Genomic DNA, 25,353 nt, shown 5'->3' on the forward strand with positions numbered 1-25,353 from the left:
TTCGCCACGCGGCGTTCACCCGGCAGCAAGGTGCGGGACAATCCGCATGCCGGGCCGGGCCCTAACGTCCGGTGCGTGCCAAAGCTCTCCGTCATCGTGCCGTTCTACAACGTGCGGCAATACGTCCCCGATGCCCTGCGGAGTCTGCGCGCCAACGCGCGCGCGGACTTCGAATTCATTCTCGTCGACGACTGCTCGACCGACGGGACCGCGGATCTCCTCGCGCGCGAGCAGCCCGGGCTGCCGGGGTCGGTGCTGCTCAGACACGAGCAGAACGGCGGGCTGGCCACCGCCCGCAACACCGGCATCGACGCCGCCCGCGGGGAGTACCTGACGTTCCTGGACGGCGACGACTGGCTGGCGCCGGGCTACTACGAGCGCCTGGTCGCCGTCATCGAGGAGCTGGGCTGCGACTTCGTCCGCACCGACCACGTGCAGTGCACGGCACGGGCCCGCGCCGTGCACCGGGTGCCGCACGGCCGCCGCAACGTCGTGCTGACGCCGCGCGAGGCGATCCTGCCCACCCACCGGACCACGTCCGTGGACTACGCCTACGCCTGGGCCGGGATCTATCACCGCCGGCTGGTCGAGCGGGGCCTGCTGCACTTCACGCACGGGCTGCGCACCGCCGAGGACCGGCCCTGGATCTGGAAGCTGCACCGGGAGGCGGAGTCCTTCGCGGTGACCAGCCTGCTCGGCGTCTTCTACCGGCGCGGGGTCGCCTCCTCGCTCACCCAGATCGGGGACGCCCGGCAGCTCGACTTCATCCGCGCCTTCGACCAGGTGATCGAGGAGACCGCGGCCGACCCGGACGCGGCGCGGCTGCTGCCGAAGGCGGTGCGCACGTACTGCGCGATCATCTCCCATCACCTCGGTTCCGTCGAAAGGTTCGAGGCACCCGTGGCCCGGAAGCTGAAGGCGATGAGCACCGCCGCGCTGCGGCGGATGCCGCAGGACGTGCTGGACGACGCGCTGGCGTCGATGGACGCCGAGCGGGCCGGGCGGCTGCGCCGGCTGCGCCGCCGTCCGGTGGCGGGCGCGGAGGTGGCGGCGTGACCACGCAGATCTTCATGGCGTCGACGCTGTACGGCACCGCCACGCTCGCCGCCGCCCTGGACGCGGGCTGCTTCCCACCGGCCGGGCGGCGCGTCCTGCTCGTCTCCAACAACGCGACGACGCCGGAGACCACCCCGTCGGTGGCCGGGATGCCCGGCTTCGAGGCGCTGCGGACCCGGTTCGACGAGGTCGTCCACTGGAACGAGGCGATCTTCCCGTTCCACCCGGGCGCCTGGTCGCCCCGGCCGGACGACATCCCGATGTGGGAGAGGTACCTGCGGCTGCTCTGGCGGCTCGGCGACGACGATCTCGCGCTCGTGGTGGAGTCGATCCAGGTCAACCCGGCGCTCGGGGTGGCGCAGATCCTCACCGACGCGCCCGTCACCGTCTACGCGGACGGCCTGATGAGCTACGGCCCCACCCGCAACAAGATCGACCCGCTGGTCGGCACGCGCGTGGAGCGGCTGCTCCACCTGGACCTGGTGCCGGGTCTGAAGCCGCTGCTGCTCACCGAGTTCGAGGTCGAGCCGGAGGTGGTGCCGACCGAGGTGTTCACCAAGGTGCTGGCCGGACTCGCCGGCACCGGCGCCGGGCTGCCGGACGTGGAGGCGCCCGCGCTGCTGCTGGGCCAGTACCTGTCGGCGCTGAACATCCTCTCCGCCGACGAGGAGGAGGGCCTGCACGTCCGGATGCTGAGGGGCGCCGCCGGCCTCGGCCACACCCGGGTGGTGTTCAAGCCGCACCCCACGGCCCCGGCCCGCTTCGCCCGCACCCTGGAGGAGGAGGCCGAGAAGCTCGGCGTCGAGCTGACGGTGGTGGACACCCCGGTGCTGGCCGAGGTGCTGTACCAGCGGATGCGCCCGGCCCTGGTCGTCGGCTGCTTCTCCACGGCCCTGCTGACCGCGTCCGCGCTGTACGGACTGCCGGTGGCGCGGGTGGGGACGGAGACGCTGCTGGACCGGCTGACGCCGTTCGAGAACAGCAACCGGATCCCGGTCACCGTCGTCGACGCGCTGGTCCCGGACCTCGCCGATCCCGCGGCGGTCACCGGACGCCGGCCCGGCATCGACACCGACGCCCTCGCCGCGCTGGTCCGGGCGGTCGGTTTCACGATGCAGCCGCGGATACTGCCGGCGCTGCGGCCGGAGACGGAGGCGTATCTGGCGGCGCGGCTGGACGAGCGCACCTGGCGGTACTTCAAGAAGAAGCGGCTGACCTCGCTGGGCCTGCCGGGCGGCGTCCCCGCCCAGCTGGGCTTCCTGCCCCGCAACCCGACGGTGCGGCGGGTCGCCCGCAAGGCCCGCAGCCTGCGCCGGCGGGTGGCGGGGCGCTGACCGGGGAGGCGGCGCCGGCCCGTCGGTGAACCTCGGGCCAAGGCCGGAGGAACAATAGGGAACATCGGCGTAAAGCCATGGAAACCATGGTGAACTACCCCTTGTCCCCCTAGGATCGCACGCGCCGCCTTCCTCTTGCGCCATCGACACCGTGAGGCATCCATGACGAACCTCGGCCGGCTCTACCCCCTCCTCGACGACGTCCAGCTGCCGGACACGATCCCCTACTCCCAGGTCAGCTCCTGGGAGCTGCGGTTCCTCTACCTGCTGGGGCGTCATCACCTGCGGGGGGAGGGCAGGCTGGTCGAGCTGGGTTCCGGCGGCGGCGGCTCGACGTACGCCCTCGCCCTCGGCCTCAAGGAGAGTCCCGTCTTCGACGAGCGGACGGGCCGGCTGCACGCGTACGACTTCTTCCGGGTCGGCAAGGGCACCTTCGCCACGGAGAAGTTCTTCACCTCCGGGGCCAAGCCGCAGGACGACAACTCCTTCCTGAACGACTTCCGGGACCGGCTCGCGCCGTTCCTGCCGTTCCTGGAGATCCACGCCGGGGACCTGTGGCGGACGTCCGACCCGCACGACACCAGTGCGGTGGAGTTCCTGCACATCGACATCGCCAAGACCGCCCGCGTGTTCCGCTGTGTCACCGAGCGGTTCCTGACCCGGCTCGTGCCGGGGTCGGTCGTGCTGCACCAGGACTTCGCCGGGCCCCGGCTGCCGTGGCTGCACCACAGCACCGGCGCGCTGCTGCCGTACATCGAGATCGCGGGCCCGCCGATCCGCTCCACACTCGCCTTCGAGGTGGTGCGGCCGATCCCCGAGGACGTGCTGAAGCGGATCGCCGAGGACGCCTACACGGTGGACGAGAAGCTGGAGCTGATCGCCGCCGTGCAGGAGCGGATCGACCGGGACCACACCGGCGGCATCCCGTTCCGCCCGGTCCTTGAGTTCGCCAAGGCGTACGTCGCCCACTACGAGGGCGATCACAAGCGGGCCTGGTCGATCGCGAAGCCGCTGACCTCCGACGAGTATCTGAGCCGGACCCGCGCCGACCACTTCGAGCAGCTGCGCAAGGCCTACGAGCAGGACCGCGCCGCGCACGGGGGCGGCTCCCGGCTGGGCCGGCTGGTGAAGAAGGCCGTCGGCCGCTGACGGCCCGGCACGCCCGAACCCCCGCGGTCACGGTGACCGCGGGGGCTCGGGCCGTGCGTCAGGCGCCCAGGATCGCCCTGATGTCGGCGGCGTTGGCCTCCGTGACCTTCCACAGTTCCCGCTGGCGGTCGTGGACGTCCGCGACCGTACCGGCGTGGTCGTCCAGGATGCCGATGGCCCGCTCGGTGAGGACGGCGCCCAGGTTCTTGTCGTGGACGGAGACGCCCCACTCGGGGCGCTCGATGTCGGCCAGGAAGTACGCCATCTTCGGGTGCGAGATGAGGCTGATGATCGGCGTGCCGACCCCGAACGGGATCATGCCGGCGTGCCCGCGCATGCCGATGACCAGGCGTGTCTTGGCGTACAGCTCCCGGATCTCGTCGTTGTCGAAGTCGTACATCGGGATGACCGGCAGGGAGATGCCGTGCTCGCGGCGCAGATCGAAGGCGATCTTCTCGTCGTCGAGGGAGTGCGCCACGCAGCGGACCTCGGTGTGCGCCCCGATGGCCCGCACCGCCTTGGCTATCTCGCCGAGGAAGTGCGCGTAGTCGTGGCCGAAGCGCAGCCCGGCGCGGTCGTAGGCCGCGTTCAGCAGGACGGTGTCCTCGCGGTAGGCCGGGTCGGTCCAGCCGGGGACCAGCTGGCGGCTGACCGTGGTGGGGCAGGGCTGGAAACGGACCTTGTCCTGGAGGTGCGCGGGGAGCATGGCCCGCACCTTGGCGATGGACCCGTGGTTGCGCAACCCGAAGAAGGCCGACTTCTCCACCAGCAGACGCAGGCTCTCCCGGAACCGCCCGGCCCGGTAGGACTGGCCGTCGAAGGCGTTGAACCCGACCGCGTACACCATGATCGGCACGTCGATGGCGCGCAGGTGCTCGTCGGGGACGTTCCACTGCCAGGCGCTGTTGCCGTTCGGCATGGTGTCCGGGATGAACAGGCCGCCGCCGCCGATGACCAGACCGCGCCGGGCGTTGACCCGGTCCAGGGCCGCCTTGTCGAAGTAGCGGTGGGCGTGCACCGAGTGCCAGCGCCGGGTGGTGGTGTCCGGGCCGAAGCCGAGGCGGACGGTCTCGGGGAGCAGCTTGTCACCGGCGTTGCCCTGCCGGTCCATGTAGAACGCGACGTGGGCGAGCTGGTCCTCGGGGGCGCCCAGCTCCTGCGCGGGCACGCTGGCCGCGCGCTGCGCCCACAGACGGCTGGAGCGGTGGGTGGGGTCGACGGCGAGGCCGGCCGTGGCGTACTTCAGCGCCTCGGCGTTGTCGCCGTGCACCCAGGCCATCTGGGCGAGCCGGGCGTAGGCGGTCGCGGCCCGGTTGGGCGCGGCGGCGGCCAGCAGCAGCTGGGCCTTGGCCTCGTCGTGGCGGGAGACGCTCATCAGGGCGTGGCCGAGCACCTCGTGCGGCCACGCCTCGTCGAGCGGGATGCGCACCCCGGAGAGGATGTCGACGGCGTCCTGGTAGTCACCGGCCGCGATGTGCGCGGCGGCCACCTTGCGGGCGTACTCGACGTTGCCGGTGCGCTTGACGTGCGGGGTGCCGAAGTGCACGAGCAGGTCGTGGTGGAGACCGCCGGAGGAGTTGAGGTAGGCGGCGTGGAACTCGGCGTCGGACATCTCGAACTCGCGCCAGCGCTCCTCCGCCTGGGAGTACCCGGACTCGCCGCCCTGCCAGGGCTTGTGCCGCCCGGTGAAGTGCAGGATCGCGGTGTCCTCGGGGACCGGCAGGTCACCGGAGAGCCGCCGCTTGACGAAGTTGTAGCGGGCGTCGAGACGGACGAAGTCGCCGTCCAGGACGGCGTTGAGGATGCCCTGGTCGTGTTTGTCCAGCTCGTAGTCGCCGCTGCGTCCGGTGGCGTCGAGCTTCGCGCAGAACGCGTCGGAGAGGTACTCGCGCTGGATGACCAGCAGACCGGAGTTGAGCTTGTGCTGCCCGTAGAAGAACTGCGGGACGGCCGCCAGGCCCTCGCGGAGCTTGAGCAGTTCGCCGAGGTCACCGAGGACGACCATGTCGGTGTCGAGGGTGATGACGGTGTCGTACTCGCGGATGCGGAACACATCCAGGATGAAGTACGCCTTGCGGACGAGGTAGTTGTCCTGGTCGCCCTTCTTGTACGAGTCGTAGTGCTCGGCGTTCACCCGGCGCAGCACGATCCGCGGGTGCAGGGCGCGGATCTTGGCGATGGAGCCGGGGCGCAGGTCGTCGTGGAGGACGACGAAGTCCTCGCAGACGCTGGGGTTGGACAGGGCGAGGCTGCGCAGCAGGACGAGGAAGCCGGGGAGGTAGTTCTCGTCGACGTAGGACGCGAAGGCGATGCGGCGCTTGCCGGTGAGGTCATGGGCCGCGGTCACCGGGGCCTGGGGTGCGGCGGCCGGTGTCAGGGAGGTCGTCGTCATCGCAGGGATATCCTCATGTCGGTCACGCTCTGGGCCCGCTGCATGACCCATTCCTTCTCGCTGGTGTATTCGTGCACGGACGTGATGGCCAGCTTCATCGCCTCGGGCACGCGGTAGGCGCCGCTCTCGTAGAAGTCGAAGCCGATCAGGTCGAGCTTCGGGCTGACGTCCAGGAAGTCCAGCAGGAACAGCATGTTGAAGCCGGTGGTCGGGATGCCCGACCAGACGTCGGTGCCGAGGCGGCCGATGTTCCGGACGGGCCAGCGCAGCGATTCGTCGCCGAGGTAGGTCTGGGCGCCGGGGACGAGGCGGTTGCGCAGGGACCACTTCCAGTCGCCGGAGATGCCGCCGAAGACCAGCCGGGTGGTGACCTTCTGGTCCCAGTTGAAGCCGTGCTTGTGGATGGTGGCGTGGATGTCGGTACGGCTGCCGGTGTGCTTCGGGTCGATCCGGTACGAGTTGAAGCGCACGACCAGGTCGTAGTCGTCGATCTCCGCACCCATCGAACTGGCGCCGACCCGCCCCGAGTTGGCGATCAGGCAGATGGACTTGCCGGCCACCAGGTTGCGGAACTCGCCGAGGGTGATCCACTGCACGCCGCCGACGGTGGGGTCGGCGACGGGGCCGCGCATCCGGTTGCGGCGCTGCTCGGCGTAGAGCGCGAGGACCTCGGTGAGGGCCGGCAGGTCCGTGTCGACGGCGGTGCGCAGGTCCAGGTACTGGCTGAGCAGCTCCTGCCGGTCGGCGACGGGGGCCTCCTCCTCGGCCAGGGCCAGGAGCGCTCCCACCAGCCGCGGCTCGGCCGCCGCCCAGTCGCCGGCGGCGTGCAGCGCCAGCCCTTCGGCCCATACGTCGGTGGCGGGGCCGCGGGCGTGGTCCCGGGCCGCCGGGCGCTGCCGGGCCAGCAGGCCGAGCAGTTCGCGCTCCTTCTCCGCCGCCGTGCGCAGGCCCGCGATGCGGGAGCGGACGCCGAAGCCGTCGGAGTCGGTCAGGGAGACGTACTTCTCGTACGCCTCGACGGCCTCCGCCTCCTCGCCGAGCGCCTCCAGCAGCCGGGCGCGCAGGCGCCAGCCGGCCCGGGAGTTCTTCCGCTGGGCGAGGACGGTGTCGCTGATGACGAGCGCGAGGTTCATCTCGTCGTCGTAGCCGCACTGCAGGGCCTTGTTGGCGACGGCCAGCAGCGCGTCGAGCAGTTCCCCCGTGATGGTGTCGGCGGCGGGCGCGGCCGTGCCCTTGACGGCCCGCTTGAGCAGGGCGGTGGCGCCGGACGGGGCCGCGGCGGGGCCGTCGATGCGGTGCGTCCCCCACACGACGAGCAGCTTGCGCAGCTCCTCGGCGAGCTCCACGCGGCGCCGGTCGAGGCTGCCCACGAGCTTGCCGCTGTGCACGGCGCAGGCGCGCATGCAGACGTCCAGCTCACCCCCGCGCGCACGTCTGTTCTGGACCCTCGTCATGCCACTCCCGTTTTCTTTCGCCACAGCGGTCTTCCCATCCGCAGCCTCACGCGCCGAGGAGACCGGGACGTGGGGGGATGTCGGGCGAATTTAGAAAGCCAAAACGACGCACGGGTGAACGGGCCGGGTCTACAGGGCGAATCGTTGCGCCGTCGAACGGACATGCCTGTGATTCGGACTGGCGTGCTGGTTACCGTGCTGGGGACATCGACAGCGAACTCACCGCTGCCCCCCATCCGGCGAGCTTCCGGCGAGGAGAACTCCGTGACCAGCGCGACCGTCCGACCGGTGGCCGAGGCGACCGAGGGGTCCGGCGCGGCCGGCCCGGCGCACGCGCCGCGGCCGGCTCCGGCGTCCCGTCCGGAGCCCCGGCTGCGGGCCCTGGACGGACTGCGGCTGGTGGCCGCGCTGATGGTGGCGGCGTACCACTACGGCGGGCGCGGCGGCCTGGTCACCGACGCCTGGGGCGGTTCCCCGCAGCACCAGTTCCCGACCCTGCACACCCTCTTCGCGTACGGCTGCCTCGGGGTCGAGGTCTTCTTCGTGATCAGCGGGTTCGTGATCTGCATGAGCGGCTGGGGGCGGACCCTGACGGCGTACTTCGCCTCCCGGGTCTCCCGGCTGATGCCCGCGTACTGGGTGGCGGTGGTCCTGGTGACGGCCGTCTTCGCGCTGCCCCAGGTCGCCTACGAGACCGTCTCCCCGAGCGACGCGCTGGTGAACCTGACGCTGATGCAGCAGCCGCTGGGCGCCGACCGGGTGCTGGGCGTGTGCTGGACGCTCTGGGTGGAGGTGCGGTTCTACGCGCTGTTCGCGGTGTGCGTGGTGCTGCCCGGCGCGAACCGCCGCCGGGTGCTGCTGTTCAGCGGGGGCTGGCTGCTGGCCTCGGTGCTGGCGCGGGCCGCGCGGGAGCCGCTGCTCGACGTGGTGCTGATGCCGCAGTACGCGCCGTTCTTCATCGGCGGGATCGGCCTGTACCTGATCCACCGGGACCGGCGGGACGCCCACGCCTGGGCGCTGACGGCCGTCTGCTTCCTGATCGGGCAGCACTACATGGTGGGCGAGCTGTACAACGCCGACGACCCGAACGCCTTCGCCCACCGCACCACCCTCGGCATCGTCGCGGTGGTCGCCTTCGGCTTCGCGGCGGTGGCGGCGATCGCGCTGGGCTGGCTGCGCCGGGCGAACTGGCGCTGGCTGACCGTGGCCGGGGCGCTGACGTACCCCTTCTACCTGGTCCACGAGCACCTGGGCTGGGTGGTGATCCGCGCCCTGCACCGCACGCTGGGCGTGCCGTCGGCCGCGACCTTCGTCCTGACCGTCGTCTCGATGCTGCTGCTGGCCTGGGTGCTGAACCGGTGCGTCGAGAAGCCGCTGACGCCGCGGTTGCGGGCGGCGCTGTCGCGTCGCTGACCGCCCGGGGGCTCAGCCGATCCCGTACCGGGCGGCGATGCCGTCCAGCAGCAGTGCCAGCCCCTCCTCGAACCGCTGCTCGAAGTCACCGAACATCTCCGGGCCGGCCGCCGCGCTCAGCGGGAAGCCGGCCATCGCGCGGGCGCGTTCGGCCACGTCGTAGCCCTCGCGGCGCTCGCCGGGCAGTGGCTCGACGCCCTGCTCCTCGGTGACGAAGCCGAGGGTGAACAGAGACGTCGTGGTCGTCGCCCGCACGGCCTGGGCGAGGTCGAAGCCGGCGGTGGTGAGCAGCCGCAGGGTCTCCTCCAGCTGCTCGGCGTGCTCGATGCCGGTGAAACGGGAACCGCTGAAGACCCTGGCGCCGTCGCGGTAGCCGAGCAGCGCCGCGCGCAGCCCCCGGTTCACCTTCAGCAGGCGCTCGCGCCAGGTGTCGGCCGGGTCCAGGGGGGTCCCGGCGATCATCCGGCGGTACATCTCCGTCGCCATCTCGTCGAGCAGCGCCTGCTTGTCCTTGAAGTGCCAGTACAGCGCGGGCGCCTTGACGTCCAGCTCCCGGGCGATGGTGCGCAGGGTCAGGCCGTCCAGGCCGACCTCGTTGAGCAGGCGCAGCGCCGTGTCCGCGACCCGGCGGCGGTCGAGGGGCGTGCGCTGTCGTCCGGTCGTTCCACTTTCCACGCCTGACAGCTTGACACCTTAACGACGTTAAGGGCATGCTCGCCGTCGACGCCACTTAACGACGTTAAGGAGAGATGCGTGAAAACCGATGTTATGGACGTGCTGATCGTGGGCGCCGGCCCCACCGGACTCGCCCTCGGTATCGACCTGGCCCGGCGCGGCGTCGACGCGCTGGTGGTGGAGAAGGCGGACGGGCTGTTCCCCGGCTCCCGCGGCAAGGGCCTCCAGCCCCGCACCCGGGAGGTCTTCGACGACCTCGGCGTCATCGACGCGATCCAGGCGGCGGGCGGCGAGTACCCGGTCGGGATGATCTGGCGGGACGGCGAGCGGCTCGGTGAGTACCACATGGCCGACCCGATGGAGGCGGACGAGTCCGCGCCGTACGCCTCGTCGTGGATGGTGCCGCAGTGGCGCACCCAGGAGATCCTGTACGCGCGGCTGACGGAGCTGGGCGGCCGGGTCGAGTTCGGCCGGGAGGTCACCGGCATCGCCCAGGACGCGGACGGGGTCCGCGTCCGGTGCGCCGACGGAACCGAGCTGGGCGCCCGGTACGCGGTCGCCGCCGACGGCGGCCGCTCGGCCGTGCGCCGCGCGCTCGGCGTGGCGATGGCCGGCCGGACCGTCGATCCCAAGCCGATGCTGGTGGCGGACGTCCGGATCACCGGCCTGGACCGGGACAACTGGCACTTCTTCGCGACGGGCCAGGGGCCGGTCACCAAGGACAGTGTCGTGCTGGCCGCCTGCCCGCTCGCCGGGACCGAGGACTTCCAGGTCTACGCCGACTTCCCGGCGGGCACCGAGGTGGACCTCTCCCCCGACGGCGTCCGCAAGGCCGTCGCCGACCGCTCCCACCTCACCGCCGAGGACGTCACCGAGGTCCGCTGGGCCTCGGACTTCCGGCCCCGTGAGGCCCTCGCCGACCGCTTCCGGGACGGCCGGGTCTTCCTCGCCGGGGACGCCGCCCACGTCCACTCGCCGGCCGGCGGACAGGGCCTGAACACCAGTGTCCAGGACGCCTACAACCTGGGCTGGAAGCTGGGCGCAGTGTTGCGCGAGGGCGCGGACGCGTCCCTCCTGGACACCTACGAGGAGGAGCGCCGCCCGGTCGCCGCCGACATGCTCGGCCTGACCAGCGGGGTGCACCGGGGCGAGGTGCGGCGCGGGGAGGCGACCTCGCAACTGGGGCTGAACTACCGGGAGTCGTCGCTCGCCCAGGAGACCCGTACGTCCCCCGACGGCCCGGTCCTGGCCGGTGACCGCGCGCCCGACGGGACGGTGGCGGGCGTGCGGCTCTTCGACGCCTTCCGGGGGCCGCACTGGACGCTCCTCGCACTGGACGCCGAGTTGCCCGGGGCGCTGCCGGGGGCGGTACGGGTGGTGCGCGGGCCCGCCCACCGGACGTACGGGACCGGCCTGTTCCTGGTCCGGCCGGACGGTTACGTCGGCTGGAGCGGGGCTTCGGGGGCAGCCGTGCCGGTCGCGTACCTGGGTCGCGTGGGGCTGGGCTGACGACGGGTCGCGGCGACGCCGGGCCGTGCGGACCGCTCGGTTCCCGAGGCCGGCCGGTGACTGGTCACGCCGGCGGCGACGGCGGTGTTCACGGCCGGTGCGCCGATCGCGGGCGCCGTCACGAAGCGGGCGGAGCCGGCCGCCACGGGCGCCCGCGGCGTACAGGGCGGCGTACAGCCCGACGCTCGCCAACACCGGCGGGAAGCGATCAGTTCGCGCGCCCCGAACGCCGGCACCACCAGCGCCAGGCAGGCCCCGGGCCACCGCCGCCGCACCGCCGGCGGCAGCCACAGCGCCGCGGTGAGCAGCACGCCGGGCAGGTCGTACGGCCGCTGCGGCAGGTCCCCGAACCGGGCGCCGATCGACGCCGTCACCGGCGTGAACACCACGGACGCGAGCCGTACGGTGCCCACCGCGTCCCGGGTCACGACGCCGAGCGCGCCCCAGCGGGCCGCGACGTCCCGCCCGCGCCTGACCAGTGCCGCCACGGTCGCTTCCGCCATGGACGGGAGCCCAGTGCCGAGTTGACGTGTCGTGCCGGTCAGGCGCTGGCCAGCGACAGCTTCACCGCGAAGCCCAGGAACAGCGCACCGGCCGCCGATGTGGCCGTCGCCGACAGGCGCCTGCGGCGGCGGAAGGCGGCGGCGAGCCTGGTGCCGCCGAATATCAGGGCGCTCAGGTACAGGAAGCTGAACAGCTGGGCGAAGGCACCGAGGACGACGAACGAGAGGGCGGGGTAGGCATACCCCGGGTCGACGAACTGCACGAAGAAGGCGATGAAGAACAGGATCGCCTTCGGATTGATCAGGCTGACGACCAGGGCCCGGCGGAACGGCCGCTCGTCACCGGCGGGCGCGTCCGGCGCCTGCGCCGCGGTCCGCTCGCGCCGCGTCCGCCACATCGCCCAGGCCGCCCGCAGCATCCCGACGGCGAGCCAGGTCAGATACCCGGCACCGGCGTACTTCACTACCGCGAACAGTACGGCGTTGCCCTGGAGCAGGGAGGCGACCCCGGCGGCGGAGAGGGTCATCAGCACGGCGTCCCCGCACCAGACCCCGGTGGCGGCCCGGTACCCGGCGCGCACCCCGCGGCGGGCGGCGACGGAGAGTACGTAGAGGGAGTTGGGCCCGGGGAGCAGGATGATGAGGACGAGGCCCGCCAGGTAGGCGGGCAGATCGATGACGCCGAACATGGGAGGAGTGTCGCACGGGGGTACGACAACGCGCGGCGCCGTTTCAGCCGTCGAGAAGGGTGTCCACGGACAACTCGGCGCGGGCGCCGACCGGCTCCGGCGGGGTCACGTCCTGGCCACGCTGGAAGCGCTGGGGGCGGGGACACTTCCCGTCGGCCGGTGCCGTGCGGAGCAGCACCTCGTCGTGCTCGCGGTCCGCGATCAGGTAGGCCGGGATACCGGCCTGGGCGTAGCACTCGACCTTGGTGTCGAGGTCGTCGGCCCAGTTCGACGAGGTGATCTCGACGGCCATGCGGAAGGCGTGCGGGGCGTAGCAGTGCTCGGTGACGTGGGCGTCGCGGAAATCCTCGTCCACGGTGGACAGGTCGGGAAGGGCGAAGTCCGACGCCGACGCGAGCAGCCACAGGTCCGCGCCGTGCATCCGTTCGACCTCGCTTCCCGCGATACCCCCGCGCGATCCAGCGCCCGGCAGAGCCTGGTCAGCGACAGCCCGTGCGAGCCGTCCGGCGGCGGCGTCACAGTGAGTCCCCCGTGGAGAATCCCCACGCGGTGCCAGGCAGTGCGCGGGCGAGCCGGCCGGCGGCCTCGCCCCGGGCCATCTGCTGCTGCAGTACGGCCATGGTGTCCTCCTTGTCGGGGCTCACTCCGCACCGAGCGTAGCCGGGGCACGGCGACTCCCGTCCCCGTTCGCCCGCCCGGGTATCGGAACCGCTCCGGGCGGGGAGACATCCGGGGTGACGTCGATGCGTAGGGCGCGTACGGGGACGGGGTTCGCCGCGCTGCTGGCGCTGGCCGTCGGGGGTGTCGGCGGCTGCACGGTGCAGCCGGTCGACGGCGACGGGAAGGGCCGCTCGCCGGTGCACATCGGGCTGCCGGGCAGCGGCGGCCCGGCGACCACGGCACCCGCCGCTCCCGTGACCCCCACGGCTCCCAGAGCCCCCGCAGCTCCCACGGCCCCCGCGCGGCGGAGCAGCGACCCGCCGCTCCCGGTGGTGCCCGCCCCCGTGCTCTGGGGACCCGGCGCCACCGGCCGGGACGTCCGCGAGGTCCAGGCCCGGCTGCGCCAGATTGCCTGGCTGTACGACGGGCCGACCGGCACCTACGACGACCTGACGGAGAAGGCGGTCCGCGGCTTCCAGCGCAAGCGCGGGCTGCCCGTCACCGGCCGGACCGACACCGTCACCTGGGAGCGGCTGCGCGCCATGACCCGGGAACCGGGCCACTGGGAGCTGTACCTGATGGGCGGCCAGCCCGCCGCCGCGCCCGATCCGCGCTGCCTGACCGGCCGGGTGCTGTGCGTCAGCAAGGAGAGCCGGACGCTGCGCTGGATGATCGACGGCCGGACCGTGTCGACGCTGTCGGTCCGCTTCGGCTCGCGCGGCACCCCGACCCGGGAGGGCGTCTTCGAGGTCTACTGGAAGTCCCGGAACCACTGGTCCACGCTGTACGACTCGTCCATGCCGTACGCCATGTTCTTCAGCGGCGGTCAGGCCGTCCACTACTCGGCGGACTTCGCGGCCCGCGGGTACGCCGGCGCCTCGCACGGATGTGTCAACGTCCGGGACGAGGCCGGGATCAAGGACCTGTACGCGCAGGTCCGCACCGGCGACAAGGTCGTCGTGTACCGGTGAGGCGGCGCGGGACGCGAAGGGGGCGCGGACGGGACCGGGGGAACGTGTCCCGCCCGCGCCAGGTGCACGAGCCGTAGGTACGGGGGGAACCCCGGCTCCGTGCGAAGCCGATGACCAGTCGGCTCAATACCTACTGCGCCGGGGCGTCCGAAAGTGTCACACCCGCGTCGCGGGGTCCGCCCCGACCGGCGCGGAATCCGGGCCGGAGGCCCGTCCGGGGCTGGCTGGGGAGCCCGTCACCGCGGGCGAGCCGTGCGCGGAGGGGCCCGCTCCGGCCCGCCCGTCGTTGCCCCGACCCCGGTCTCCGCCTCGATCCCGGTCCCGGCCTCGATCCCGGTGGTCCCCGCGATCCCCCCGGCCCTCGTGGCTCCCGTGACCGTCGCGGTCTCCGTGGTCGCCGCCGGCGCCGCCGTCGCCCCGGCCCCCGGTTCCGCCGTCGTCCCTCAGGAGGTTCGCGTTGCGGTTCGGCCCGGCACCGCCCTTCGCCGTGCCGTCCCGGCCCTCGTCGTCGTCCTCGCCGGCGCCGCGGCCCTTGCCCGCGTCGTGACCGTCCGTGCCCTTGCCGCCCTTGCCGGCCCCGCCGCTCTTCCCGCCGTCGTTCCCGTCCCGCCCGTCCCGCCCGTTCCGCTGGACGTCGTCGTCGAGGACGCCCGCGCAGTACGCCCGGACCCGCGAGGAGCCCCCGGCCGCCCGGGACAGGGCCCGCCTGCGGGTGCCGTCGAGTTGCTTGCCGGTGGTCAGGTCACGGCAGGACGCGGTGAGCGCGCGCCACCCGCCGCCGGCCGCGCCGTCCCCCGGGTCACCGGCGCCGGAGCCGGTGTCCTGGTCCGGCTCCGCGCCGGGGCCGGTGGACGCCGGGGTGTCGCCCCCGCCGGCCGGGGCGGTGGCGGAACGGTCGGCGCCGCCGCCCTGCGGGACGTCACGCGGTGAGGGCGATACCGCCGGGCGGTCCGGGGTGGCCGCGACGGAGGCGGTGGGCTCCGGGTCGCCGGCGCCGAACGGGGCGAGGGCCCCGCTCCCGGCCGCCACCGCGACCCCGCCGACCATGCCGGCGGCCAGCACGGCGGCCAGGCCCAGGCGCAGCGGGCGCGGCCGGCGGACGCGCCGGGCAGCGTTGTCCCGGCCACCGATCCGTATCAGCGGGGTGCCGGCGGCGGCGCCCGTGGTGTGCGGGCCGGTGTCCCGGTGCCGGGCCGGGTCCGTCCCCGGCGTCCGCTCCGCGCGGGCGGCGCGGAACGCGGCCAGCGCCGCCGCCTCGCCGGGGAGTTCCCCGCCGGGTCGCGGGTCCGGGCCGGCGAGCGTGCCGAGGGCGTCGGTGAGCCGTTCGGCCCGAGCGCGGGCCACCGGATCGACCGTGTCCAGTGGCTCTCCGCGCAGCATCCGCTCCGCCGTTTCGCGGTCCAGCCACCCGCCCTGCTTGTCGGCCATCACATGTCCCTCTGCGTCCGCGCGCCGCTTTGCGTCACAGTCGCGGACGTCACCGCACGGCCGTGCGGTTCTCGCGGGACGGGCAGCGCGCGCGGGCCGGCGGCGGAGTCCGGGTCGTCGCCGAGGAGTTCGGCCAGCCGCTTCAGGCCGCGGTGCGCGGCGGTACGGACCGCCCCCGGCCGCTTGCCGAGCGTCTCGGCGGCCGTCTTGGCGTCCAGGCCCACCACCACCCGCAGGACGACCGCCTCGGCCTGCTCCTGCGGCAGGCCGGCGATCAGGGCGAGGGTGGTGTCGGTGGTGAGCGCCTCGATGGCCTCGCCCGCGGTGTCGGAGGAGGCGGGCCGGCCGGCCAGTTCCGTCTCGTCACCGCCGATCAGGGGGCGGCGCCCGCGCATCCGGATGTGGTCGAGGGCGCGGTTGCGGGCGATCCGGGCGGCCCAGCCGCGGAACCGGTCGGCGTCGCCCTCGAACCGGTGCAGGTCCCGGGCGATCTGCAGCCACGCCTCGGAGGCCACGTCCTCGGCGTCGGGGTCGCCGACGAGGGTGCGGACGTAGCCGAGCAGCCGCGGGTGCACGGCACGGTAGACGGTCCGGAACGCGGTCTCGTCCCCGTCCTGTGCCGCCGTCACGGCGGCGGTCAGCTCCGCGTCGTCCCCCAGCACCGCGCGCGCCTCTCTTTGCGCCTGACTCTCCGTGGGTGGTTGCGGTGGTCTACCGCAGCTCGGGACGGGGGCACGGCCCTCCGCACTCCGGCGCGAAAGGCACGTTACGTCGTGAAACCGGTCCCGTCCATGGTCGGAGGACCCGGCCGTACAAGACGCAACTAACCCGTGACGCACCGGCCATGCCGTTCCGCGCCGCACGGCGGTGTGACATGAATCGCCGGCCCGGCGCAGTAGAAGGTACGGGTCGCCGCGCGGCCCGTACCGCGCGACGGCCGGGGCCTCTCCTGTGGGGGGTGGCGGCCCCGGTCGTCTCCGCGGTTCCTCCCCCCGTGACCTGCGGTGATGCGGGGCGTTCCCCATCGCCGTGACCAACAGCGTGACCAACGCTCCCGGCACTTCACGCGATGCCCTCCGAGCCGGCGCATCCAGATCATCGGTGCCCTCGCTGTGCCTTTGGTCGTGGATGCGGAACCGGTCGGGCGAACACAATCTCTCTCTGACGGTTCCCGTCGCGCGCCGACCTGTCCGGCATCCCGTGGCCCCCGGAGTGATCCCGTCCTTGCGCAGCCTGTGTCGAGCGCGCCGACACCGCCGCGCTCACCACCGCTCTGCTGGCCGCCGTTGTCCCGCGCGAGAACAAGACCCTGGTCCACCCGGAGGGAGCCGAGCCGGTCCTTCCGCACCCGCTGGCGCTCCCCCTGCGCTTTGAGCGGCTCTTCGCAGTCGAGGGGGTGGCGCCGGGAACATGGAGCTGTCGGACGGCTGGATGTGAGTCGTCAGGAGGTGCGAGAGTCGTAGTTCTCGCGGTTCGCGAGGACCTCGGCCATGTGTGTCTGCGCCCAGTGTCTGAGCCCGCGCGTCATGTGATGAAGCGAGAGGCCGAGGTCGGTCAGCTCGTAGGAGACGGTGACAGGGACGGTTGGCGTCACGGTACGGGTGAGCAGCCCGTCGTGCTCCAGCGACCGTAGCGTCTGGGTCAGCATCTTCTGGCTGACCCCGGCCAGCAGACGAGAGATCTCGGAGTAACGCATCGCCTTCGGAGCGTCGGCGTGTGCCGCACCGGGCCGGCCGGGATTGTTGTCGCCGCCCAGCGCGCACAGGATCAGGACGACCCACTTGTCCGAGATTCGGTCGAGCAGTTGCCGGCTGGGGCACCCTGCCAGGAACGCGTTGTACTCCGCCTTGGCCTGAGCCCTCTTCTGGGCCGCCTTCGTCGTCGTCACTGATCGCACCTCTCACCGATGGGTGGGTTACGCACTCCAGAGTGCCTACTTCCCGGCAGGAAGTTTCTCTCCAATGCTGATGCAGGGAGGCAGCAGGCGCCACCCCCCGAGTTCGCACGACGAAAGGCAACAGGATGAGCACACCCTCCTTCTCTCTTCCCGGCGGCACCTGGACCCTGGGTGACCTGACCGTCACGCGGTTCGGCTACGGCGCCATGCAACTGGCCGGCCCGTGGGTCATGGGGCCGCCCACCGACCGCGAGGGTGCCCTGGCCGTTCTGCGTGAAGCGGTCGACCTCGGTATCACCCACATCGACACCAGCGACGCCTACGGGCCGCGGGTCACCAACGAGTTGATCCGCGAGGCACTGCACCCCTATCCCGAGTCGCTGCACATCGTGTCCAAGGTGGGCGCGACCCGCGACGAACAGGGTGGCTGGCCCACGGCCCGGCGACCCGAAGATCTGCGCCGCCAGGTCCACGACAACCTCAGGTCCCTCCGGCTCGACGTGCTCGACCTGGTCAACCTACGGCTCGGCAACGCCGAAGGTCCCCAGCCCGGCTCGCTCGCCGACGCGTTCGCCACGCTCGTGGAACTCCAGCAGCAGGGCCTGATCCGCCACCTCGGGGTCAGCAACGCCACCGAGGAGCAGGTCACCGAGGCGCAAAGCATCGCGCCGATCGTGTGCGTGCAGAACATGTACAACCTCGCCCACCGCCACGACGACAAGCTCATCGACCGGCTCGCCACCGAAGGCATCGCGTACGTGCCCTTCTTCCCCCTCGGGGGTTTCACCCCGCTCCAGTCCGCGGCTCTCTCGGCGGTCGCCGCTCGCCGGAAGGCGACACGGATGTCCGTCGCGCTTGCCTGGCTGCTGCGGCGATCACCGAACATCCTGCTCATCCCCGGCACGTCATCGACAGCGCACCTGCGCGAGAACATCGCCGGCGCGGGACTCTCCCTGTCGCACGAGGACTTGACCGAGCTGGATGGCATCGGCCGCTGAACGCCCCGTAGCCGAACGGTCCACAAACCAGACCGAAGCCACCGTTCATGTTTCGGTCCCGGTCACCTTCGCCCGGCCGGGACCGGAGCAGGACGACTCGCCCTCACCTGGTTGACTTCGGATCATCGACCGTCAGGAACGTGTGTCCGCCGGTGGTGGCAGCCGCCCCGCATCGGTGACCTGGCACGCGGCGGCGTCATGGAGAAACCGGCTTCGTCCTCGGAGACCAGCCATGCTCCCCGGCCGCCGCGAGCCTTCCGCGCGTGGCCACACCTCTTCGACCACGCCTGTGACGGCGTCATCGTCCCGCTCGACGGCGCGGCGGGCCGGGACCTGGCAGGACCAGCCGTTGCGTGCCGGCAGCTTCCGAACGCCCTCGGCTCGTGCGGGTGGGTGGAAGCACCGGCCGGTCACCGTCCTGATCCGCGTCAGGGTCCAGCGCTGGTCCTCCCAGCCGTGCGGGGCCGGCCCCTTGGCGGGTTCCGCCTCCAGTTGGGCGAACTGCTCCTCGCCGAGTCCCGGCAGCGACGCCGGGCCTTGCGAGCGCAGGGGCCGCGGGCCGCCTTCCTCCCAGGTCCGCCGCCACCGCCCGCACCGACCGGACGCCGACGCGCGGGTCCCTTGGCGGTCACTCGCCTCGCGCCGGGTGAACCGCTCGGCCGCCCGGACCCTGACTCCTCGCGGAGTGCTGTCGGGCGGCAGTCAGCCCGCCACCTTGTGGATACCGCACGTCCCGGTCGTGCCGCAGGCGCCCGACACTCGACAGCCCCTACGACACTGCGAGTTCCACCGCAGTGGCTGACGGGGTGGAGGTGTTGCGGTGCCGTACGAAGATCGCTGTGGGGATCGCGATGACGAGCAGGGTGATGCCACCGATGAGCAGTCCGAGGTGGACGGCGTCGGTGAAGGCGCGTGCCGCGGCCTCCGTGACGGTGTGGGCGAGTCCGGCCGGCAGTGCGGCCGCGGTGTCGCCGTGGACGGCACCGGCGGTGATCTCGGAGGCGTCGGGGGCCGGCACACCCGAGGTGATCAGCTGGTCTTCGAGGTAGCGGGGGAATCTGGTGGTGACGAGGGTTCCCAGGACACTGGGGCCGAGGACGGAGCCGATCTGGCGGAACATGTTGACGGTCGCGCTGGCCATGCCGGCCTGCAGTCGCGGAACGCTGTTGACAGCTGCGGCCGTCGAGGGGGCGGTGAGCAGTGCCGAGCCGATGCCTGCGACGAGGAGGCCGGGCCAGAGGGCGCTGTAGCCGGTGAAGGGGCCGATGGCCAGGAGGGCGAGTGCGCCGCCTCCCAGGATGACGAGGCCCGCGGTCAGCATGAGGGTGAAGCCGACCTTCTGGACGAGGCGTCCGGCGAGTGCGCTGACGACGATGTAAGTGGCGAACATGGCCAGCAGCCGGACCCCGGTGGCCAGTGCGGAGAGTTGCTGGACGCGTTCCATGTACAGGACGGCGAGCAGGGACGTGCCGACGAAGCCGAACATGGATGCCGCGGCGACGCCCATCACCGCGGTGTAGGAGGCGTTGCGGAAGAGGCGCAGGTCCAGCATCGGGTCGTGGTGGCGGGCCTCGACGGTGAGGAACAGGACGAGGGAGACGGCGAAGACGCCGTACACGGTGACGATGCGGCCCGAGGTGTAGCCGGAGGAGCCGCCCTCGATGATGGCGTAGGTCGCGGACGCGATCACGACGGTTCCCAGCAGAACGCCGGCGAGGTCCAGGCGCCGGGTCGGGTGCTTCGTCTCGGGCACCATGAAGGGTGTCAGGATCACGGTGACCGCGCCGATCACGACGTCGATCAGGTATACGGCGTGCCAGGTGAAGCTGCCGAGCAGCAGTCCGGCGCCGAGCGGCCCGACGGCCAGGCCGAGGCCGGAGCAGCCGGCCCATGCGCCGATTGCCCTGGTCCGCTGGTGAGGGTCGCTGAAGGAGTGGCTGACGATCGACAGGCTGGCGGGGAGGACCGCTGCCCCGCCGACGCCCATGACCGCCTGTGCGGTGATCAGTAGTCCCGTGCTGTCGGCGGCGTAGGCCAGCAGGCTGCCCGCGGTGAACACGACTGCTCCGCCGAGGAAGACCGCACGGCGTCCGACCAGGTCGGCGAGGGTTCCGGCGAACATCACGAGGGTGGCGACGACCAGGGAGTAGGCACTGGTCACCCAGACCAGCGTGCTTGCGGACGGATGCAGATCCTGCTGGATGACGCCGAGGGCGCCGATGGTGGAGGAGACGTTGACGAACGCCATCATCACGCCGAGGCACACCGTGATCACCCCGCGCCAGGGGTGAACGGGCATCGCGGCCGTGGAGGAAGCGGGAGGGGGCGCGATACTCACACCCGACGGCTGGCTGCTGCTTTGCATAGCCAGGAAGGTAGCAGCCTGACTTGCAAAAAAGCTAGCCAGGTTACGATGGATGCATGGAACGCGCTGACCTGCACGACAAAGACACGGTGTTCACGCGCACGGGCGATTTCGCCGACCGTGACGCCTTCACGGCGGCCGGCTGGTGCGCCATGGAACGGTCCCTGGAAGTGGTCGGCACCCGCTCGGCGATGATGCTGGTCAGAGAGGCGTTCTACGGCGGGCGCCGCTTCGACGACCTGGTCCGGCGCACCGGCCTCGCGGAGACGGTCGCCTCCAAGCGGCTGCGGCAACTGGTGGCCGACGGCCTGATGGAACGGCGGCCCTACCGGGTGCCGGGCGCGCGAACCCGGCACGAATACGTGCTGACCGAGCGAGGCCGCTCCCTGTTCCCGCTTTTCGTCGCCTTGATGAACTGGGGAAGTGCGACAGACGGCGGGCGGGGCGGAGTCGAGCTCGCGCACGCCGGATGCGGCGAGGCACTCCTCCCCGCCGTGCGGTGCGCGGCGGGACACGATGTGGGCATCGAGGAGACCGAGGCACGGCTCGTCACCTCCCGGCCGGCGGCCGACGAGCCGAGCCGGTAGCCCGCACGGGCGCAGCGTCTCCGCCGGCCGCGGCGTCAGCCGGCGGAGTCCGCTTCCGGGCCTGCGGGCTCCTGGGTGGCCCGGTCGCGCAGGAGGCCGCGGGCTTCGTCCAGAATGTCGCGGGACAGGGCGGCGTCGTCGCTGGCGCGGGCGAGCAGGACGGCGCCCACGAGGAGGGCGAGTTCGGCGAGCGGGCGGTCGACCACGCCGGCGTCGCGTTCGGAACCGTTCAGCCCGTGGAGTCCCTCCGCGAGATCGCGTACGCCCGCGGTGAACGACGTGCGCAAGGGAGAGCCGGGCTCGGCGCGGGCCGCGTCGGCGGCCACGGCGGCGGCCGGGCAGCCGTCGGCAGGGTGGTCCCGATGCGACTCCGAGAGGTACCTGGCAAGGAAGGCGTCGCGGGCCGACACGGCGCCGGGCGGAGCCGGTTCGTCCGCGATCCGGTCCATGGCGGCACGGCGCTCGGTGAACGCCACCGCGAGCGCCTGGGCGAGGAGGTCGTCCTTCGAGGCGAAGTGCCGGTAGAACCCCCCGTGGGTCAGCCCTGCGGAAGCCATCACCTCCGGCACGCTGACGCGCTCGGGCCCCTTCTCGCGGATCAGCCGTGACGCGTTCTCGACCACTTGCCGCCGGTGCTGCTCCGTCACCTCTCGCGACATACGAGGCATGCCCGCGCCCTCTTTCTCCCATGTCCCCGACCCACCGGCCCCGCGGTGATCAGCCTACGGCAGCACCACCCTATTTTAGATGATGCCAATCATCTATCGTGTGGCTAGCTACTGCACGCGTCGTCGCGAACCGCCCTGCGGCGCGACAACACGTGCCCGGACGCAACTCACACCGAGGAACGCGCATGACGGCAGTCGAAGGTTCCATCGCCCTGGTCACAGGTGGCCAACGAGGCATCGGCAAGGCATTCGTAGAACGACTCCTGGCCCGGGGCGCCACGAAGGTGTACGCCACCGCCCGCGACCCGCGCCCCAGCGACGACCCCCGCGTCGAAGCAGTCTTCCTCGACGTCACACACGGCTACTCCGTGACCGACTTGGCCGAGAAGGCGCGCGACGTCGACATCGTCATCAACAACGCAGGCGTGCTCCACCCGGCTCCCCTGCTCACCGGCGACCTCGCGCAGGTCTTCGCCACCTTCGACACCAACGTCTACGGCCCGCTGCGCGTCGCCCAGGCGTTCGCCCCCATCCTGGCCGACAACGGCGGCGGGGCCCTGGTCAACATCCACTCGTTGCTCTCCTGGGCGGCGGGAAGCGGCGCCTACGGAGCCTCCAAGGCGGCCCTGTGGTCGCTGACGAACTCCCTGCGCATCGAACTCGCCGCACAGCACACCCAGGTCGTCGGCGTCCACCTGGGATTCGCCGACACCGAGATGGTCGCGGCCATCCCCACCCAGAAGATCGCGCCCACCGACGTGGCACGCATCGTCCTGGACGGCGTCGAGCGCGGCGAGAGCGAGGTCCTCGTCGACGAGGTCACCCGCACGTTCAAGGCGGCGCTCGCCGGCCCGGTCGAGGGCCTCGCCCTGCCCGCTCCGCGCCGCTGAGCCCCGGCAGCCCGCACTCCGACGCCCTCATCCGGAGGAACTCATGCCGCTCTGGACCATCTACCACCCGCCCGGCGCCTACACCCCCCAGCAGAAGAAGCGGTTCTCCGCCGACATCACCGGCTTCTACACCCGTTACGGAAACCTGCCGGCCTTCTACGTCGTCACCGTCTTCCAGGAGATCGACGCAGACTCCTTCCTCATCGGAGGCGAGCCCACAGCGACATCCGTAAGGATCAAAGCCGACCACATCGCCGTCCACACCAAGGACCCCGGCATCCGGGTCAGGACGCGCCAGATCCTGACGCGCATCCTCGCCCCTCACACCACCGAGCGCGGCCTGTACTGCGAGTTCCACATCGACGAAACCCCCCGTGACCTCTGGATGCTCGACGGCATCGCCCCGCCCCCGCCCGAGAGCGAAGCCCACCAGCTCTGGGTCGAGAAGAACCGGCCCATCCCCTACTGAGCGCACACCGGCCGGCGCACGCTCCGGTGCCAGGCGTGGCCGCCGCCCGGCACCGGCAGGCCGACAGCGGGCAGGGCCCGTACTCATCGCCGCGTGCAGGTCCTGCCGTACTCGCGGCGGCTCCGCGCCGGACCACCCCACGCTCCGGCGGCAGGGGCCCTTCCCTTACGAACCACTTCTGCGGCGGACATCGCTCCCGGTGGGGATGAGGGCGCCGTCGATCAGGACGGCCTCCCCACCCTGCCGGGCGGTCTTCTCGCACGCGCGGGGCCTGTGCGGCGCGCGGTCCGATCGCCTCGTCCCGCCAGCGCCGGACGGTGGACTCGGTCACAGTCAGCGATCTCGCGGATCCGGCGGGCCTTCGCCCTTGCTCCGCACCGGTCGCAGACGTTCAAGCTGTCCACCGACCCGCTGTACATCGACAAGGTCCGCGACGTCGTCGGCCTCTGCCTCGACCCGCCGGAGAAGGCACTGGTGCTCTGTGTGGACGAGAAGTCGCAGATCCAGGCCCTGGACCGGTCCCAGCCGGTCCTGCCGATGATGCCCGGCGTCCCCGAACGCCGCAGCCACGACTACGTCCGCGCCGGCACCACCACCCTGTTCGCAGCCCTGGAAGCGGCCACCGGCAAGGTCATCGGCTCGCTCCACCGCCGCCACCGGGCCGCCGAGTTCAAGAAGTTCCTCGCCGAACTCGACAAGGAGGTTCCGGCCGGCCTCCAGGTCCACCTGATCCTCGACAACTACGCGACCCACAAGACACCCGACATCAAGAAGTGGCTGCCGGCCCATTCCCGGGTTCCACCCGCACTTCACGCCCACCAGCGCGTCCTGGCTGAACCTGGTCGAGCGATGGTTCGCCGAACCGACCCAGAAGAAACTCAAGCGCGGGGTCCACCGCTCCGTCCTGGACGAGGACGAGGCTCGGATCGCCACATCGGCGCTCGACGACGCCTCAGACCTTGCGACCACGTACGGCCGCGACTGGCCCGAGGAGACAGCGCCCCGCCTGGTGAAGACACTCGTGCTGAAGTCGGCCGCCCGTTGCATGCGCGACCCCGAGGGCTACACGCAAAGCCGGGCCGGGGACGAGACGCCCGCCCGGTGAGACGTCGATTGGTGCCCGACCTCACCATCCGGGCACCCATCGACCTGCAGGGACAAGAGAGCAACAGGCGGCGTCACGTGACCAACGCGTGACCAACAGCGGTCAGGAACAGCCAGAAACACCCGGGTGAGGCTCACCCGTGCCGGCGACGGCGGGCGAGCAGGTACGCGCCCCCGCCGAGGCCCACCAGAGCGGCGGCCGTGAGGGTCAGCGCGGTGGTCGTACCGCTGTCGCTGCCCGTGCTCGCCAGGGTCCCCGGGACCGTCGAGTGCGTGGACGGTCCGGGGACGACCGCGGCCTGGGGTGTGGTGCTGGACGGACTGGGCGCCGGCGGAGCGCTGGTGGCGGGGGCGGGCGTGTCCGGGGTCCCGCTCGGCGAGGGAGCGGGGGGCGTGGTCCCCGGTGTCGCGCCGGGGGGCGTCGACGCGCCGGGGGTCGGTGCCGGGCTGTCGGCGGGGGGCGGGGTCGCGCACTCGGTGCCCCCGTTCCAGTAGGCGATCAGGCTGTCGTCCATCTGCCCCACCGGATAGTGCGGCAGCGGTGCGTCCTCGCCGTCGTACGTGCGGTCACCGCTGTACAGGTCGATCTGGCCGAAGCACTCCGGCGCGAACGCGGACACGTCCAGCGCGCTCTGCGCCAGGTCCTTGGTGAGGACGACCGTGTCGGAGCCCAGGAACGTCTGGGTTCCGGAGGTTTCCCAGGTGGGTCCCTCGGTGCTGTAGGAGGCCAGGGAGACCGCGTACCGGCAGCCCTGCGCGGGCTCCTCCTTCAGGCGTACGTCGATCCTGGTCACCGGGGTGTCCTGGGTGATGCGGCCACTCGTCAGCCAGTGCTGTCCGCGGTCCGCCGTGTACTCGACGCCGACCCGGCCGCAGTCCTTCGCGTCCTCCGCGCGCGCGGGGGTCCCGGCGCAGAGGGGAAGCGACACCGTGAGACCGAGGACGACGGCTGCGCCGCGGCAGCGTCCGTTGAAGCGCGAGGGCACCTGTTGCTCCCGAGAAGTCGGAGGAAGGGGGTGGGTGGTGTACCGCGGGCGGACGGCTCTACCGTGCTCTTCGGCACCGGCGGCTCCGTGGCCGCCGCCACCCGCCCGCCGCACCCACCACGGGTCCGGCCATTCCATCTCCGCCCCGCGGCCCGA

General features: G+C 72.1%; 22 protein-coding genes and 2 pseudogenes. 11 read left to right on the top strand and 13 right to left on the bottom strand.

Annotated elements, in window-relative coordinates; genetic code table 11:
- Nucleotides 1–75: 75 nt before the first annotated feature.
- The 3 genes from Sdagh_RS15295 to Sdagh_RS15305 all read left to right on the top strand — a co-directional run bounded on the left by Sdagh_RS15295 (nt 76) and on the right by Sdagh_RS15305 (nt 3,539).
- Entirely contained in the window at nt 76–1,056 is a 981-nt protein-coding gene (locus Sdagh_RS15295) for a glycosyltransferase family 2 protein (protein WP_190076742.1), read from the top strand.
- Nucleotides 1,053–2,390, top strand: a complete 1,338-nt coding sequence (locus tag Sdagh_RS15300; RefSeq protein ID WP_189417576.1) for a polysialyltransferase family glycosyltransferase — start codon at nt 1,053–1,055, stop codon at nt 2,388–2,390. The genes Sdagh_RS15295 and Sdagh_RS15300 overlap by 4 nt, the downstream gene beginning before the upstream one ends.
- Before the next feature lie 162 nt (nt 2,391–2,552).
- Nucleotides 2,553–3,539 carry a hypothetical protein gene (locus Sdagh_RS15305; protein ID WP_189417579.1) on the top strand — a complete coding sequence of 329 codons (987 nt, stop codon included), beginning with the start codon at nt 2,553–2,555 and terminating at the stop codon, nt 3,537–3,539.
- Between the two features lie 58 nt (nt 3,540–3,597).
- Here the strand turns inward: Sdagh_RS15305 and Sdagh_RS15310 are convergent, their stop codons facing one another.
- On the bottom strand, nt 3,598–5,931 hold the full coding sequence (locus Sdagh_RS15310; protein WP_190008467.1) for a glycosyltransferase: 2,334 nt from the start codon (nt 5,929–5,931) through the stop codon (nt 3,598–3,600).
- On the bottom strand, nt 5,928–7,385 hold the full coding sequence (locus tag Sdagh_RS15315; RefSeq protein ID WP_189417591.1) for a glycosyltransferase family 29 protein: 1,458 nt from the start codon (nt 7,383–7,385) through the stop codon (nt 5,928–5,930). Before Sdagh_RS15315 ends, Sdagh_RS15310 begins: the two co-directional genes overlap by 4 nt.
- A 264-nt stretch (nt 7,386–7,649) precedes the next feature.
- Between Sdagh_RS15315 and Sdagh_RS15320 the strand changes: the two genes are divergently transcribed.
- Nucleotides 7,650–8,798 (top strand): acyltransferase family protein, encoded by a 1,149-nt coding sequence (locus tag Sdagh_RS15320; protein WP_226535141.1) that lies wholly within the window; start codon nt 7,650–7,652, stop codon nt 8,796–8,798.
- 12 nt (nt 8,799–8,810) lie between these two features.
- Here the strand turns inward: Sdagh_RS15320 and Sdagh_RS15325 are convergent, their stop codons facing one another.
- Entirely contained in the window at nt 8,811–9,473 is a 663-nt protein-coding gene (locus tag Sdagh_RS15325; protein WP_189417596.1) for a TetR/AcrR family transcriptional regulator, read from the bottom strand.
- A 93-nt stretch (nt 9,474–9,566) separates the two neighbouring features.
- Here Sdagh_RS15325 and Sdagh_RS15330 point away from each other — a divergent pair, with 93 nt between their 5' ends.
- On the top strand, nt 9,567–10,982 hold the full coding sequence (locus Sdagh_RS15330; RefSeq protein ID WP_190076768.1) for an FAD-dependent monooxygenase: 1,416 nt from the start codon (nt 9,567–9,569) through the stop codon (nt 10,980–10,982).
- Here Sdagh_RS15330 and Sdagh_RS15335 read toward each other — a convergent pair.
- From Sdagh_RS15335 to Sdagh_RS15345, 3 genes are read right to left on the bottom strand one after another with little or no spacing between them, the layout of a single operon-like run.
- Complete coding sequence (locus Sdagh_RS15335; RefSeq protein WP_190076741.1) at nt 10,910–11,485, bottom strand: hypothetical protein; 576 nt, start codon at nt 11,483–11,485, stop codon at nt 10,910–10,912. The genes Sdagh_RS15330 and Sdagh_RS15335 overlap by 73 nt on opposite strands.
- A gap of 38 nt (nt 11,486–11,523) precedes the next feature.
- Entirely contained in the window at nt 11,524–12,174 is a 651-nt protein-coding gene (leuE, locus tag Sdagh_RS15340) for a leucine efflux protein LeuE (protein WP_189417600.1), read from the bottom strand.
- Between the two features lie 43 nt (nt 12,175–12,217).
- Entirely contained in the window at nt 12,218–12,595 is a 378-nt protein-coding gene (locus tag Sdagh_RS15345; protein WP_226535143.1) for a Uma2 family endonuclease, read from the bottom strand.
- 322 nt (nt 12,596–12,917) lie between these two features.
- Here Sdagh_RS15345 and Sdagh_RS15350 point away from each other — a divergent pair, with 322 nt between their 5' ends.
- Nucleotides 12,918–13,805: a L,D-transpeptidase family protein gene (locus Sdagh_RS15350; RefSeq protein ID WP_189417602.1), complete on the top strand. Its 888-nt coding sequence runs from the start codon at nt 12,918–12,920 to the stop codon at nt 13,803–13,805.
- Between the two features lie 156 nt (nt 13,806–13,961).
- On the opposite strand, the gene Sdagh_RS36485 is transcribed toward Sdagh_RS15350, so the two are convergent.
- The 3 genes from Sdagh_RS36485 to Sdagh_RS15365 form a co-directional block, all read right to left on the bottom strand.
- On the bottom strand, nt 13,962–15,233 hold the full coding sequence (locus tag Sdagh_RS36485) for a hypothetical protein (RefSeq protein WP_189417605.1): 1,272 nt from the start codon (nt 15,231–15,233) through the stop codon (nt 13,962–13,964).
- On the bottom strand, nt 15,233–15,895 hold the full coding sequence (locus tag Sdagh_RS15360) for an RNA polymerase sigma factor (RefSeq protein WP_189417607.1): 663 nt from the start codon (nt 15,893–15,895) through the stop codon (nt 15,233–15,235). Before Sdagh_RS15360 ends, Sdagh_RS36485 begins: the two co-directional genes overlap by 1 nt.
- Nucleotides 15,896–16,674: 779 nt before the next feature.
- Nucleotides 16,675–17,121 carry a winged helix-turn-helix transcriptional regulator gene (locus tag Sdagh_RS15365; protein WP_189417610.1) on the bottom strand — a complete coding sequence of 149 codons (447 nt, stop codon included), beginning with the start codon at nt 17,119–17,121 and terminating at the stop codon, nt 16,675–16,677.
- Nucleotides 17,122–17,255: 134 nt separating this feature from the next.
- On the opposite strand from Sdagh_RS15365, the gene Sdagh_RS15370 reads away from it, so the two are divergent.
- Nucleotides 17,256–18,128 (top strand): aldo/keto reductase family oxidoreductase, encoded by an 873-nt coding sequence (locus Sdagh_RS15370; RefSeq protein WP_189417612.1) that lies wholly within the window; start codon nt 17,256–17,258, stop codon nt 18,126–18,128.
- Nucleotides 18,129–18,304: 176 nt separating this feature from the next.
- Here the strand turns inward: Sdagh_RS15370 and Sdagh_RS37175 are convergent.
- Together Sdagh_RS37175 and Sdagh_RS15380 are read right to left on the bottom strand one after the other, a co-directional pair.
- Nucleotides 18,305–18,858, bottom strand: a pseudogene (locus Sdagh_RS37175) (winged helix-turn-helix domain-containing protein); the annotation flags it as partial.
- A 39-nt stretch (nt 18,859–18,897) separates the two neighbouring features.
- Complete coding sequence (locus Sdagh_RS15380; RefSeq protein WP_226535145.1) at nt 18,898–20,427, bottom strand: MFS transporter; 1,530 nt, start codon at nt 20,425–20,427, stop codon at nt 18,898–18,900.
- A gap of 122 nt (nt 20,428–20,549) precedes the next feature.
- Between Sdagh_RS15380 and Sdagh_RS15385 the strand changes: the two genes are divergently transcribed.
- Nucleotides 20,550–21,080 (top strand): winged helix-turn-helix transcriptional regulator, encoded by a 531-nt coding sequence (locus tag Sdagh_RS15385; RefSeq protein WP_190076739.1) that lies wholly within the window; start codon nt 20,550–20,552, stop codon nt 21,078–21,080.
- Nucleotides 21,081–21,115: 35 nt separating this feature from the next.
- Here Sdagh_RS15385 and Sdagh_RS15390 read toward each other — a convergent pair whose 3' ends face one another.
- Entirely contained in the window at nt 21,116–21,727 is a 612-nt protein-coding gene (locus tag Sdagh_RS15390) for a TetR/AcrR family transcriptional regulator (RefSeq protein WP_226535154.1), read from the bottom strand.
- 206 nt (nt 21,728–21,933) lie between these two features.
- On the opposite strand from Sdagh_RS15390, the gene Sdagh_RS15395 reads away from it, so the two are divergent.
- The 3 genes and pseudogenes from Sdagh_RS15395 to Sdagh_RS15405 all read left to right on the top strand — a co-directional run.
- Complete coding sequence (locus Sdagh_RS15395) at nt 21,934–22,638, top strand: SDR family oxidoreductase (protein ID WP_189417622.1); 705 nt, start codon at nt 21,934–21,936, stop codon at nt 22,636–22,638.
- A 43-nt stretch (nt 22,639–22,681) separates the two neighbouring features.
- Nucleotides 22,682–23,107 carry a tautomerase family protein gene (locus tag Sdagh_RS15400; protein WP_189417624.1) on the top strand — a complete coding sequence of 142 codons (426 nt, stop codon included), beginning with the start codon at nt 22,682–22,684 and terminating at the stop codon, nt 23,105–23,107.
- Nucleotides 23,108–23,434: 327 nt separating this feature from the next.
- Nucleotides 23,435–24,212 (top strand): annotated as a pseudogene (locus Sdagh_RS15405) (IS630 family transposase); the annotation flags it as partial.
- Between the two features lie 133 nt (nt 24,213–24,345).
- On the opposite strand, the gene Sdagh_RS15410 reads toward Sdagh_RS15405, so the two are convergent.
- The gene (locus Sdagh_RS15410; protein ID WP_190076737.1) at nt 24,346–25,140 is read right to left on the bottom strand and encodes an LPXTG cell wall anchor domain-containing protein; all 795 of its coding nucleotides are present in this window, start codon (nt 25,138–25,140) and stop codon (nt 24,346–24,348) included.
- Nucleotides 25,141–25,353 lie beyond the last annotated feature (213 nt).

Source organism: Streptomyces daghestanicus (genome assembly GCF_020521275.1).
GTDB lineage: Bacteria > Actinomycetota > Actinomycetes > Streptomycetales > Streptomycetaceae > Streptomyces > Streptomyces griseoviridis.